Source organism: Yokenella regensburgei ATCC 49455, assembly GCF_000735455.1.
In the GTDB taxonomy this organism is placed as follows: Bacteria; Pseudomonadota; Gammaproteobacteria; order Enterobacterales; family Enterobacteriaceae; genus Yokenella; species Yokenella regensburgei.
This window is the reverse complement of record NZ_JMPS01000079.1, coordinates 1-13139: the sequence shown is the minus strand read 5'-3', so window position 1 is coordinate 13139 and position 13139 is coordinate 1. Positions and strand designations below refer to the sequence as shown.

The 13139-nt window shown below is 57.6% G+C and carries 14 protein-coding genes and 1 pseudogene; all 15 read left to right on the top strand.

The genetic code is table 11. From position 1 onward, the window contains the following. Nucleotides 1-225 precede the first annotated feature (225 nt). The gene (locus tag GYRE_RS20035) at nucleotides 226-999 is read left to right on the top strand and encodes an electron transfer flavoprotein FixA (RefSeq protein ID WP_038257839.1); all 774 of its coding nucleotides are present in this window, start codon (nucleotides 226-228) and stop codon (nucleotides 997-999) included. 12 nt (nucleotides 1000-1011) lie between these two features. Next, nucleotides 1012-1953: an FAD-binding protein gene (locus GYRE_RS20030; protein ID WP_038257838.1), complete on the top strand. Its 942-nt coding sequence runs from the start codon at nucleotides 1012-1014 to the stop codon at nucleotides 1951-1953. Nucleotides 1954-1994: 41 nt separating this feature from the next. Further along, nucleotides 1995-3281: an FAD-dependent oxidoreductase FixC gene (gene fixC, locus GYRE_RS20025; RefSeq protein WP_006819757.1), complete on the top strand. Its 1287-nt coding sequence runs from the start codon at nucleotides 1995-1997 to the stop codon at nucleotides 3279-3281. Continuing rightward, nucleotides 3278-3565 carry a ferredoxin-like protein FixX gene (gene fixX, locus GYRE_RS20020; RefSeq protein WP_006819758.1) on the top strand — a complete coding sequence of 96 codons (288 nt, stop codon included), beginning with the start codon at nucleotides 3278-3280 and terminating at the stop codon, nucleotides 3563-3565. The genes fixC and fixX overlap by 4 nt, the downstream gene beginning before the upstream one ends. Before the next feature lie 91 nt (nucleotides 3566-3656). Further along, nucleotides 3657-4982: an MFS transporter gene (locus GYRE_RS20015; protein ID WP_038257837.1), complete on the top strand. Its 1326-nt coding sequence runs from the start codon at nucleotides 3657-3659 to the stop codon at nucleotides 4980-4982. Nucleotides 4983-5155: 173 nt separating this feature from the next. Beyond that, nucleotides 5156-6283 carry a hydrogenase 2 small subunit gene (gene hybO, locus GYRE_RS20010; RefSeq protein WP_038257834.1) on the top strand — a complete coding sequence of 376 codons (1128 nt, stop codon included), beginning with the start codon at nucleotides 5156-5158 and terminating at the stop codon, nucleotides 6281-6283. Between the two features lie 3 nt (nucleotides 6284-6286). Continuing rightward, nucleotides 6287-7306, top strand: a complete 1020-nt coding sequence (gene hybA / locus GYRE_RS20005; RefSeq protein WP_038257832.1) for a hydrogenase 2 operon protein HybA — start codon at nucleotides 6287-6289, stop codon at nucleotides 7304-7306. Beyond that, nucleotides 7293-8492 carry a Ni/Fe-hydrogenase cytochrome b subunit gene (hybB, locus tag GYRE_RS20000; RefSeq protein ID WP_038257830.1) on the top strand — a complete coding sequence of 400 codons (1200 nt, stop codon included), beginning with the start codon at nucleotides 7293-7295 and terminating at the stop codon, nucleotides 8490-8492. Before hybA ends, hybB begins: the two co-directional genes overlap by 14 nt. After that, complete coding sequence (gene hybC, locus GYRE_RS19995) at nucleotides 8470-10164, top strand: hydrogenase 2 large subunit (protein ID WP_038257828.1); 1695 nt, start codon at nucleotides 8470-8472, stop codon at nucleotides 10162-10164. The genes hybB and hybC overlap by 23 nt, the downstream gene beginning before the upstream one ends. Further along, nucleotides 10164-10664, top strand: a complete 501-nt coding sequence (locus GYRE_RS19990; protein WP_038257826.1) for a HyaD/HybD family hydrogenase maturation endopeptidase — start codon at nucleotides 10164-10166, stop codon at nucleotides 10662-10664. Before hybC ends, GYRE_RS19990 begins: the two co-directional genes overlap by 1 nt. Further along, entirely contained in the window at nucleotides 10648-11130 is a 483-nt protein-coding gene (gene hybE, locus GYRE_RS19985; protein ID WP_038257824.1) for a hydrogenase-2 assembly chaperone, read from the top strand. The genes GYRE_RS19990 and hybE overlap by 17 nt, the downstream gene beginning before the upstream one ends. A gap of 3 nt (nucleotides 11131-11133) precedes the next feature. Continuing rightward, nucleotides 11134-11475, top strand: coding sequence for a hydrogenase maturation nickel metallochaperone HypA (hypA, locus tag GYRE_RS19980; protein WP_038257821.1), 342 nt, complete (start codon nucleotides 11134-11136; stop codon nucleotides 11473-11475). A gap of 4 nt (nucleotides 11476-11479) precedes the next feature. Beyond that, nucleotides 11480-11737, top strand: coding sequence for a HypC/HybG/HupF family hydrogenase formation chaperone (gene hypC / locus GYRE_RS19975; RefSeq protein WP_038257818.1), 258 nt, complete (start codon nucleotides 11480-11482; stop codon nucleotides 11735-11737). A 23-nt stretch (nucleotides 11738-11760) separates the two neighbouring features. Beyond that, a complete protein-coding gene (locus GYRE_RS19970; RefSeq protein WP_038257888.1) occupies nucleotides 11761-12351 on the top strand; it encodes a HupE/UreJ family protein in 591 nt (196 codons plus the stop codon). Nucleotides 12352-12645: 294 nt separating this feature from the next. After that, nucleotides 12646-13139: pseudogene (locus GYRE_RS19965) on the top strand (transcriptional regulator TyrR); the annotation flags it as partial.

The window sequence follows — 13139 nt, the reverse complement described above, 5'->3', positions numbered from 1 at the left end:
TTGTTGTTGCTATGGCGGTGAAAACCATAATGAATACTGATACTGCGGAGTCAAGGCGACGTTCAATATTGGTGAGGGAGATAGCAATATTGAACGTTGTTATTATTTAAAAATCCATGTGTTCAATATTGGTGACCCAGGTTTTATTTTTGCCTGTTTTGCTGTGTTACTCATATATTCCATTGCATAGCCAATAACGTATTTATTGATATACCAGGAGAGGTAATGAATATTATTACTTGTTATAAATGTGTGCCTGACGAACAGGATATTACGGTAAATAGTGCGGATGGCTCGCTCGATTTCTCCCGTGCGGATGGCAAAATCAGCCAGTACGATCTCAACGCCATTGAGGCTGCCGTTCAGCTTAAGTCTCAGCTGCCGGAAGCCAACATCATCGCGCTGAGCGTGGGCGGTGCCGCGCTCAACAATGTCAAAGGGCGCAAAGACGTACTCTCCCGGGGGCCAGACGAGCTGGTTGTGGTCGTGGACGAGCAGCTGGAGCATGCGCTGCCGCACCAGACGGCGGCAACGCTTGCGAAAGCGGCCGATAAAATTGGCTTCTCGTTAATGCTCTGCGGTGACGGCTCTGCCGATCTCTACGCCCAGCAGGTGGGCCTGCTGGTGGGAGAAGCCCTGGGGCTTCCGGCGCTTAACGGCATCAAAAAAATCCTCTCTCTGACCCCTGAAACGATAACCATCGAGCGTGAGCTGGAAGACGAAAGCGAAACGCTGACGGTGCCACTGCCGGCGGTAATTGCCGTTTCGACCGATATCAACGTGCCGCAGATCCCCTCGATGAAGGCCATTCTCAGTGCGGCAAAAAAACCGGTGCAGGCCTGGAGCACCACCGATCTGGCCGTTGGTGACGTTACCGCGCTTTCACAACAGCGAGTTGCGGCACCAAAACAGAAAGTACGCCAGCGGATCATCATTGAAGGTGACGGTGACGACCAGATTGCCGAGTTTGCGGATCATCTGCGCAAAATCATTAACTAAGGGGGAAAGGTTATGAGTCAGTTTTCATCAGTATGGGTTTTTAGCGATACCTTATCCCGCCTGCCGGAGCTCATGGGGGGCGCCAGCGCGCTGGGGGACAACGTACAGGTATTCACGCTGAATGCGCAGCAGAGCAGCAGCGCTTTCCAGCTTGGCGCGCAGCAGGTCTGGCAACTGGAAGGGAAACCGGATGACCGGATAATGGAAGACTACGCCGACACGATGGTGGCGGTGATGCAGGCGCAAAGTTCTGGCGGGCTGGTGCTGTTGCCCAACGGTCGGCGCGGCAAGCTACTGGCAGCGCGGCTGGGAGCAAGGCTCAACGCCGCCATCGCCAACGATGTAACGGCGCTTGCCATCGACGGTGATGCACCGGTCGCAAAGCATATGGTCTACGGCGGTCTGGCGTTTGGCGATGAAACGCTGCACAGCCCTTACTGCGTGGTCACCCTCAGCGCCGGTACGTTTGACGCCGCGCAGGCGGATACCGCACTCAGCGGTACCGCGCAGCCGGCGGCATGGATGGCACCAAAGCAGGCGGTTATCCGCAGCCACGTTGAGGCTCGGGAAAGCCACGCGGTGAGTCTGGATAAAGCCCGGCTGGTGGTGAGCGTTGGGCGCGGGATTGGCAGCCAGGAGAATATCGCGCTTGCCGATGCGCTGTGCCGCGCTATTGGCGCAGAGCTCGCCTGTTCCCGCCCGGTGGCGGAGAACGAAAAATGGATGGCGCACGAGCGTTATGTCGGGATCTCTAACCTGATGCTGAAGCCGGAACTCTATCTGGCGGTCGGGATCTCCGGGCAAATCCAGCACATGGTCGGAGCCAACGGCGCGCAGACTATTGTGGCGGTGAATAAAGATAAAAATGCGCCAATTTTCCAGTACGCGGATTACGGTATCGTGGGCGATCTCTTTAAGATCCTGCCGGCAATAACCCGTCAGCTGGCAAATTAATTCCCGTTTTCATCCATCAAACGACAAGTTGTGGAGTGGTTATGTCCGAAGATGTCTTCGATGCCATTATCGTGGGGGCGGGGCTGGCGGGTTCCGTTGCGGCGCTGGTGTTGGCCCGGGAAGGGGCACAGGTCTTACTGATTGAACGTGGCAATACGGCGGGGGGAAAAAACGTCACCGGTGGGCGGATGTATGCGCACAGCCTTGAGCGGATAATCCCTGGATTCGCCGAACATGCTCCGGTCGAGCGGGTCATCACCCGGGAGCGATTGTCGTTTCTGACCGCCACAAGGGCGATGACCGTAGATTACCAGAACGGCGACGAGCAGGTTGCAGGCGAAGTGTCATGGTCGGTACTGCGCAGCAAATTTGATGCCTGGCTTGCGGAGCAGGCGGAAAACGCCGGCGCGCAGTGCATCACCGGGATCCGCGTTGACCGGCTGGTAGAGAAAGACGGCAAAGTGATTGGCGTGGAGGCCGACGGCGACGTGCTGGAAGCCAGAACCGTTATTCTCGCCGACGGCGTGAACTCATTGCTTGCCGAGCAGCTGGGAATGACAAAACCGGTTGCGGCGGAAAACGTCGCCGTGGGGGTGAAGGAGCTTATCGAACTGCCGAAAACGGTGCTGCAGGACCGCTTTAACCTGACGGGCAATGAGGGCGTGGCGTGGCTCTTTGCCGGAGCGCCGACCGACGGTCTGATGGGCGGTGGTTTCCTCTACACCAACGATACCACCGTCTCGCTGGGGCTGGTGTGCGGCCTGCATCACCTGAAAGAGGCGAAGAAATCAGTGCCGCAGATGCTGGAGGATTTCAAACAGCATCCCGCCGTCGCACCGCTTATCGCCGGGGGCAAAATGCTGGAATACGCTGCGCACGTGGTGCCGGAGGCCGGGTTACGCATGCAGACGGAGCTGGTCCGTGACGGCGTGCTGGTGGCCGGTGATGCCGCAGGAATGTGTATGAATCTCGGCTTCACTATTCGTGGGATGGATCTGGCTATTTCCTCGGGCGAAGCGGCGGCAAAAGCGGTGCTGGCGGCGATGCAGAAAGCCGATTTCAGCAAGCAGAGCCTCAGCGAATACCTGCGCCTGCTGGAAGCGGGGGCGCTACGGGACATGAAAATGTACCAGAAAATGCCCGCGTTTCTCGACAACCCGCGGATGTTCACCCGCTACCCGGAGATGGCGGTCGGTATTGCCGGCGAGTTGTTCACGGTCAGCGGCAGAGCACCGGTGCCGCTGCGTAAAACGCTTTTACGTTATGGCAAAAGCGTCGGCTTTATCAACCTGTTAAAAGATGGCCTGAAAGGAGTCACCGCGCTATGAGTACGCCTGTCAACGTGGACGTCAAACTCGGCATCAACAAATTTAACGTCGATGAACAGTATCCGCATATCGTTGTTAAATCAGTGCCAGATCGGCAGGTGCTGGAATTATTAACCAAAGCCTGCCCGGCCGGATTATATAAAAAACAGGACGATGGCTCCGTGCGGTTTGATTATGCCGGTTGCCTGGAGTGCGGCACCTGCCGGATCCTCGGGCTCGGCAGCGCACTGGAAAAATGGGAATACCCACGCGGTACCTTCGGCGTGGAATATCGTTACGGATAATGGCTGTTCTTAGCGTTCTCCCGCGATCGTTTGATCTGCGGGAGTTTTTTATTGCAGGGATATGTTTGCAGGCATAAATGAGAAATAAAAAATGCAAGCCAGAAATTTTGATGACATACAATTTACCTCAATACACCGGCGGATAATGTTGTGGGGTAGCGGGGGACCGTTTCTTGATGGCTACGTGCTGGTGATAATTGGCGTGGCACTTGAACAGTTAACCCCTTTATTACATCTTGATGCTGAATGGATTGGCCTACTCGGCGCCGCGACGCTGGTTGGGCTTTTTATTGGTACGTCGCTCTTCGGTTATATTTCAGACCGGGTAGGGCGGCGAAAGATGTTTCTTATTGACATTATTCTTATCGGTCTGATTTCTCTTGCCACCATGTGGGTGTCGTCGCCAATGGAATTGCTGGTAATGCGGGTGCTTATCGGCATTGTGATTGGGGCCGACTATCCCATTGCCACCTCGATGATTACCGAGTTTTCCAATACCCGCCAGCGGGCGTTCGCCGTCGGATTTATTGCGGCGATGTGGTACGTCGGTGCAACCTGCGCCAATCTGGTGGGCTATCTGCTGTACGACGTGGCAGACGGCTGGCGCTGGATGCTCGGCAGCGCGTTTATCCCCTGTGTGCTTATTCTGGTGGGGCGCTTTGACCTACCGGAATCCCCGCGCTGGCTGCTGCGTAAAGGACGGGTGCAGGAATGTGAGCAGATGATGCTGAAACTGTTCGGGGAACCGGTTGTTTTTGATGAAGAGCCGGCCCAGGAAACGCGGTTTCTGCAGCTGTTTACCCGGCGACATTTCTCATTCGTACTGTTTGTCGCCGCCATCTGGACCTGTCAGGTGATCCCAATGTTCGCGCTCTACACCTTCGGGCCGCAGATTGTCGGCCTGCTCGGCTGGGATCAGGGACGCACCGCGGCGCTGGGAAACGTCGTCATCAGCCTGTTTTTTATGCTCGGCTGCCTGCCGGCCATGTACTGGCTTAACAAAATTGGCCGTCGACCGTTGCTTATCGGCAGTTTCGCCATGATGACGCTGGCGCTGGCGGTATTGGGGCTGGTTTCGAGCCTCGACATCTGGCTGGTGATTGTCGCGTTTGCGGTGTACGCCTTTTTCTCCGGTGGGCCGGGGATCCTGCAGTGGCTCTATCCCAATGAGCTGTTTCCTACCGATATCCGCGCATCGGCGGTGGGGGTGATTATGTCGATAAGCCGTATCGGAACGGTGATTTCTACCTGGGCGCTGCCGGTGTTTATCACCCGTTACGGCATCAGTACGGTCATGCTGACAGGAGCCTTAATATCGTTAATCGGCTGGCTGGTCTCTATTTTCTTCGCTCCGGAGACGCGCGGGCTCTCCTTATCACAAACCGGAAAAATGACCATTATGAAAAAATATGGATGAATGGCTGAAAAAATAAATTTGCTGAAGCGATTTCATTCATATTATCCGCAATGAAATTTCCTCGGTTAAATAAAACTTGATGAAAATCAATTCATCTTTGTTGAAAAGCCTCACCCTATACAGGCATATGCGGTGCTTGCCACAGGTTATGTAACCAGGAATTATTATTAATAATGGACAATCAGTCGATTTTTCCTCAGGGCGTCAATCGCCGTGATTTTCTGAAACTGTGCACCGCTCTGGCGGCCACAATGGGATTAACACCAGGGGCAGCGGCTGAAATGGCAAATGCGGTAACGTCCCCGCAACGCCCGCCGGTAATATGGATTGGTGCACAAGAATGCACCGGCTGTACTGAATCGCTGCTGCGCGCAACACATCCTACCATTGAGAATTTACTGCTCAACGTTATTTCCATGGAGTACCACGAGGTGCTCTCGGCCGCATTTGGTGAACAGGCGGAAGAAAATAAACATCGGGCAATTGAGCAATATAAGGGCAAATACGTACTGGTGGTCGACGGCTCTATTCCCGTGAAGGATGGCGGCATTTACTGCATGGTCGCCGGGAAGCCTATTGTTGAGCATATTCGCGATGCGGCAGAGCATGCCGCCGCCGTTATCGCGATCGGCTCCTGCGCCGCCTGGGGTGGGGTACCGGCAAGCGGCGCTAACCCGACCGGTGCGGTCAGCCTGCAGGACGTACTGCCGGGGAAAACGGTGATTAATATTCCTGGTTGCCCGCCAAACCCGCACAACTTCCTCGCCACCGTGGCGCATATCATCACTTATCAGCGAGCGCCTGCGCTCGATGACAAAAACCGACCGCAGTTCGCCTACGCGCGTCTTATCCACGAAAACTGCGAACGTCGCCCGCATTTTGACGCCGGACGTTTTGCTAAACAGTTCGGCGACGAAGGTCATCGCCAGGGCTGGTGTCTGTATCACCTCGGTTGCAAAGGTCCGGAAACCTACGGCAACTGTCCGACGCTGGAGTTCTGCGATATCGGCGGCGGTATCTGGCCGGTCGGTATTGGTCATCCCTGCTATGGCTGCAACGAAAAGGGGATTGGCTTCACGAAAGGTATTGCCCAACTGGCGAACGTTGAGAACCCTACGCCGCGCAGCGCCAAGCCGGAAGTCACGAGCCAGGAGGGCGGGCACGTTAGCCCAACGGCCATCGGACTACTGGGGGGCGTCGTGGGGCTGGTGGCGGGCGTCAGCCTGATGACGGTGAGAGAGCTGGGACGGCAGCAAAAAACGCCGCGTAAAGATGACGAGAAGCCATCGCACAAGGAGTAAGCCGTGAACAGACGTCACTTTTTGAAACTGGCCTCCACGGGTGCGATGCTGGCAGGCGTTGCGCCGTCTGCCCGGGCCGCGGCAGAGAACAGACCGCCGATCCCGGGTTCGCTCGGCATGTTGTATGACTCCACCCTGTGCGTTGGCTGTCAGGCCTGCGTCAGCGAGTGCCAGCGCATTAATCACGCCGATGAACCGCACGGTGAAACCTACGCCTACGCCGGAACCGAAAATACCTGGTCGAACAACGACAAGCTCAGCCCGTACACCAACAACATCATCCAGGTCTGGCGCAGCGGAAAGGGCATCCACAAAGATACGCTTGACGACGGCTACGCCTATATCAAAAAGCAGTGTATGCACTGCGTGGATCCGAACTGCGTCTCCGTCTGCCCGGTGCAGGCGCTGAAGAAAGACCCGAAGACCGGCATTGTTCACTACAACCCCGATGTCTGTACCGGCTGCCGCTACTGCATGGTGGGCTGCCCGTTCAACGTGCCGAAATACGACTACGACAACCCTTTCGGCAAAATCCATAAGTGTGAGCTCTGCAACCAGAAAGGCGTGGAGCGGCTCGACAAAGGCGGCCTGCCGGGCTGCGTGGACGTTTGCCCGACCGGGGCGGTTATCTTCGGTACCCGCGAAGCCTTAATGGCCGAAGCCCATCAGCGGCTTAACGCGAAGGCAGGGGAAATGTACCGCTACCCGCGCCAGACGCTGAAAAATGATGTTTATGAGCACCCGCTGGCGCACTACGAGCCGCATCTGTATGGCGAAAAAGAGGGCGGTGGCACGCAGGTGCTGGTACTGGCTGGCGTACCGTTCGACAAGCTTGGCCTGCCTGCGCTTGACGAGCTTTCTACGGGGGCGCGCTCAGAGCACGTGCAGCATTCGCTGTACAAAGGCATGGTGCTGCCGCTGGCGGCGCTGGCGGGGATCACCTTCCTGGTGCAGCGCAATATGCGCCGCAAGCCTGACGATAAGCCTGAAGACAAAAAGGATGATGATCATGGCGACGCATAAAATGAGCCCGCTCGGCGGCCGCCTGGTGAGCTGGCCGGTGATGCTGCTGGCGCCGTTTGTCATGCTGTGCCTGCTGCTTATCGTTAAGCGTCTGGTGTTCGGCATTGGCGATGTCTCGGATCTGAACGGGGGCTACCCGTGGGGGATCTGGATTGCCTTCGACCTGCTGGTCGGGACGGGCCTTGCCTGCGGTGGCTGGGCGCTGGCCTGGGCGGTCTACGTTTTTAACCGTGGTGAATACCATCCGCTGGTGCGTCCGGCGCTGCTCGCCAGCATGTTTGGTTATTCGCTGGGCGGCTTGTCGATCACCATCGACGTGGGCCGCTACTGGAACCTGCCATATTTCTACATTCCGGGGCATTTCAACACCAACTCGGTGCTGTTTGAAACCGCCGTCTGCATGACGATTTACATCGGCGTGGTGGCGCTGGAGTTTGCCCCGGCGCTGTGCGAACGACTCGGCTGGAAGAAACCGCTGCGCCTGCTTAACAAAGCGATGTTCCTGATTATCGCCCTCGGCGCACTGCTGCCATCGATGCACCAGTCGTCGATGGGATCGCTGATGATCGCCGCCGGGTACAAGGTGCATCCGCTGTGGCAGAGCTATGAAATGCTGCCGCTGTTTTCACTGCTCACCGCCTTTATCCTCGGCTTTTCGATTGTGATTTTTGAAGGTTCGCTGGTGCAGTCCGGGCTACGCGGCAAAGGGCCTGATGAAACGCCGCTGTTTACCCGTCTGACGCGGCTGATTGAGGTCTTTCTGCTGCTGTTTATCGTGCTGCGCTTCGGCGAGCTTATCGTTCGCCATAAAACAGGTTACCTGTGGCACCTCGATCGTTTTGCCATTTCCTTCTGGGTGGAAACGCTGTTGATGTTTGCGCCGCTGCTGATTTTTCGCTTCAAGCGAAACCGTCAAGACTCGCGGTGGCTGTTTGTCGGCGCGCTGTGCATGGTGGGTGGTGCGGCGTTCTGGCGACTCAACTATGCGCTGCTGGCCTACGATCCGGGTAACGGCTACGGCTACTTCCCAACCCCCAGTGAATTACTGATTTCCATTGGCTTTGTTGCCATAGAGGTGTGTGCGTACATCCTGCTGGTCCGGCTGCTGCCGGTTCTGCCCGCGCACGAACGCCAGAGTGAAAATAAAAAACCAGAGGTAGAGCATGAGCCAACGCATCACCATTGATCCCGTCACCCGCATTGAGGGGCATTTGCGAATCGACTGTGAAATTGAAGCGGGAAAAGTCGTGAAGGCCTGGTCTTCCGGGACGATGTGGCGTGGAATGGAAGAGATTGTGCAGGGTAACGATCCGCGCGATGCGTGGATGATTGTGCAGCGAATCTGCGGAGTATGTACCACCATTCACGCGCTGGCCTCGGTGCGTGCGGTGGAAAATGCGCTGGGGATGGAAGTGCCGGTGAACGCCCAGTACATCCGCAATATTATTGCCGCCGCCCACAGCATTCACGACCATATCGTGCATTTTTATCAGCTCTCGGCGCTGGACTGGGTGGACGTCACGTCGGCGCTGAAAGCCGATCCGCAAAAAGCCGCCGATCTGCTGCGTGGTCTCTCCACCTGGTCGCTCAACAGCGCCGCCGAATTCAGTAAGGTACAGCAGAAAATTCAGGCGCTGGTAGACAGCGGTCAGCTGGGGATTTTCGCCAATGGCTACTGGGGGCACCCGGCAATGGCGCTGCCGCCGGAGGTTAACCTGATTGCCGTGGCGCATTATCTGCAGGCGCTTGAATGCCAGCGCGACGCTAACCGAATTGTCGCGGTCCTTGGCGGCAAAACGCCGCATATTCAGAACCTGGCGGTCGGCGGGGTGGCAAACCCAATAAACCTCGACTCGCCCGGGGTGCTGAACCTTGAGCGTCTGATGTACCTGAAAAGCTTCATCGACAAGCTGGGGGATTTTATCGAGCAGGTGTACCTGGTCGACAGCGCGGTGATTGCCGCGCACTACCCGCAGTGGCTGGAGATGGGCAAAGGTGCTGACTGCTATCTGTGCGTACCGGAACTGCCGGTTGACCGTAAAGGCGACAACTTCCTGCTGCCGGGTGGCTACATGGAAAAAGGCGTTTTCCGCCCGATTATCAACCAGCGTGACGAATACCTGCTGAAAGGGATTGAGGAGAGCGGCAAGCATGCCTGGTATCAGGATGACCAGCCGCTGGCGCCGTGGGAAGGGCTGACCCGTCCGAACTACACCGGCTGGCAGGAAGACGGTAAATATTCGTGGGTGAAAGCCCCGACGTTTTACGGTAACCCGGTGGAGATGGGGCCGCTCGTCTGGCTGCTGTGTAGTCTGCAGGCCGGGCATCAGCCAACGCAGGCAACCTTTGCGCGGGTCAACGCCGCGTACGAAGCGCTGAGCGGTAAGGCGCTGACTCACGAGCAGCTGCCATCAACGCTTGGCCGGGTGGTCGGGCGTGCGGTACACGCCAGCGTGCTGCACCAGACGCTGGGTGAACAGTGGCAGGCGCTTGTCAGCAATATTGGTAAAGGCGATCACGAGACCTTCATTCCACCGAACATCCCTCTGCAAGGCGAAGTTCGCGGCGTTGGTTTTATCGAAGCACCGCGCGGAGCGCTGTCGCATTGGGTGGTTATTCGCGATGGTAAAATCGCTAACTACCAGGCGGTGGTTCCTTCAACCTGGAACGCCGGGCCGCGCAACTTCAACGATGAGCCGGGGCCCTACGAGCGTTCGCTGGTGGGGACGCCGGTTGCCGACCCGGCGAAGCCGCTGGAAGTGGTGCGCACCATCCACTCTTTCGATCCCTGCATGTCCTGCGCGGTGCACATTGTTGATGCTACCGGTGGCGAAGTCACCCGGGTGAAGGTGCTGTGATGCGTATTCTGGTGCTCGGGATTGGTAATTTACTGCTCGGCGATGAGGCGGTGGGGGTGCGCATCGTAGAAGCCCTCGAAGAACGCTATACGTTACCCTGTCACGTCGAGGTGCTGGACGGCGGAACCTCCGGTATGGAACTGCTGGATGTGATGGCGGCAAGAGATCACCTGATTGTCGCCGACGCGGTGCTGACCGGCGCGGCGCCGGGCAGCGTAGCGGTACTGCACGATGAAGAGATCCCGGCATTTTTCTCCCGCAAAGTATCGCCGCATCAGCTGGGTTTGTGTGACGTACTGATGGCGCTGAAGCTTACCGATGAGTTTCCTCGCCGTCTGACGCTGGTGGGCGTGGTGCCGTCGTCGCTTGAGCCGGGGATCCGCTTAACGCCGGTGGTGAGTGCGGCGATAGAACCGGCGCTGGCCGAGGTGCTGACCGCGCTCGCGGAGAGCGGTGTTAAGGCTTCGCGCAAAGAGGTGGCCGATGTCGGATGTGATTAATGGCTTCGTGGCGGATCCCTCGCCACGGCTGGAGGCGGCCTTTCAGGCCGTCGCGCAGCAGGAGATGTGCGGGCTGCCGTTCTTTCGGGCACACATCCCGGTGCGCGCCTGCGGTTTTCAGCTTTTTGAACAGCAGTGGATTGGCGGCATGCTAACGCCCTGGATGCTGAGCCTGCTGGTGCTGCCGGGGCCGGGAGAAGTGTGGCAGTTACGTACCGTGGGCGACAAACTGGCGCTGCGTCTGCCGTGCGGCGACGTGCGCTTTACCGTCGGTGAGATGGCGGGCTGCGGGCAGTACCTGGCGTCATCGCTGATGTCACCGCTTGAAAACCACCTGACGGCGCAGCAGATGCTGGAGCTGACCCACAGCAGCGTGCGTATGGCGCTCTCACTGCCGGTGGTCAACGACAATGCCCCGGTTAATCCTGGCCGTCGGGCGCTGTTCCGTATGGCGCAGAGAGGCTGACTCGTGCATGAGATGAGCCTGTGTCTGAACATGATGGATCTGATTGAAGAGCACGCCCACAAGCACCACGCCCGGCGGGTCACTGCCGTATGGCTGGAGGTGGGGGCGCTTTCCTGCGTCGAGGAGCACGCGCTGCGCTTTGGTTTTGAGGTTGCCTGTCGGAGCACGGTGGCGGAGGGCTGCAGGCTGTGGCTTGACTACAAGCTGGCACCGGCCTGGTGCTGGGACTGTTGTGTCAGCGTGGAGGTTGACCGCCACGACGCGGCCTGCCCGCAGTGCGGCGGACACGCGCTGAAAATCGACGGTGGCGACAGTCTGCGGATAACGCAAATGGAAGTGGAGTAGCCTGATGTGTATTGGTATTCCCGGCAAAGTGACCGCCGTGGGCCGCGACAGCCTGCAGCTGGCGACGGCGGATGTGGGCGGTATTGCGGTAAAAATCAATATCTCCCTGATTGATGAGGATGACCCGCAGGCGCTTATCGGCCAGTGGGTGCTCATCCACGTGGGATTTGCGATGAGCCTGATTGATGAAGAAGCGGCGCTGGAAACGCTGGCGGCGCTTGAGAATATGCGCACCGTGGGGAGTGCGGGCGCAGAGTATTAAATGAAATAACATTGGAGATGATTATGCGTATTAATGGTAAAGCAGTGGTGGTGTCCCTGGTGGCACTGTTCCCGATGATGGCGATGGCGCACGTTGGCCATGACGGCGGGGCGCACCACGCTTTAGGCTTCACGGAGGGGTTCATTCACCCGCTGACCGGGATGGACCATCTGGTGATGATGCTGCTGGTGGGGGTATGGAGTGCGATGAACACCCGTCAGTGGTGGCTGGCACCGCTGGCCTTCGCCGGACTACTGCTGACCGGGGCGTTGATCGGCATGGCAGGCGTGACCATTAGCGCTACCGAGACGCTGGTGGCGGCGTCGCTGCTCGGCATTGGTGTGATGGTGGCACTGCAGATGAAACTGCGGGCGGTGAGCGGGGCGCTGATTATCGGGGCCTTCGCGATTTTCCACGGTCTGGCCCACGGCGCTGAGCTGTCACACTCCTTCCCGGCGCTGAGCGGCATGGTGCTCGCGACGGCGATGCTGCACATGATCGGTCTGCTGATTGGTTATCTGGTGATCCGCTCGGCGGCAAACGTCTGGCTGTCTCGCGCGTTTGGCGGTTGTGCTTCGCTGATGGGGATCGGGCTGCTCACCGGCATTCTCTGAGCTATCCCGCGCCTTAAATGGGTATTTATACTCTAAATAATTCGAGTTGTATGAAGGCGGCAAGTTTGCGAGTCCCCAGGAGCATAGATAACTATGTGACTGGGGGGAGCGGACGCAGCCAACGCACATGCAGCTTGAAGTATGACGAGTATATTTGCACCCTGAACGTAGATCTTTACGGCAGGGTGCCTGATTTTCCGCCATACTGTCAATAATTGTTGACAGCTATCTTCCCGCCGGACGATATCTGACATATCATCGTTAAGTCATTGGCCTGGAATGGTGAAAAATCCCATGCGTCTTGAAGTCTTTTGCGAGGACCGCCTCGGTCTTACTCGTGAGTTGCTTGACCTGCTGGTGCTGCGCAGTATCGACCTGCGCGGTATCGATATCGACCCGATTGGCCGAATCTACCTCAATTTTGCAGAGCTGGAGTTTAATACCTTCAGCAGTCTGATGGCGGAAATCCGCCGTATTTCTGGCGTGACGGACGTGCGTACCGTCGCCTGGATGCCGTCCGAACGTGAACACCTGGCGCTGAGCGCGCTGCTGGTTGCCATGCCGGAACCGGTGCTCTCGCTCGATACCAAAAGCAAAGTCGAACTCGCCAACCCGGCGAGCTGTCAGCTGTTTGCTCAGGATCCGGAACGTTTACGTCAGCATACCGCCGGGCAGCTGATCCCCGGTTTTAACTTCCTGCGCTGGCTCGAAGGGATGCCGCTGGAGTCGCACGCTGAACACGTGGTGATTAACGGGCAAAACTTCCTTCTGGAAATCACCCCGGTGTA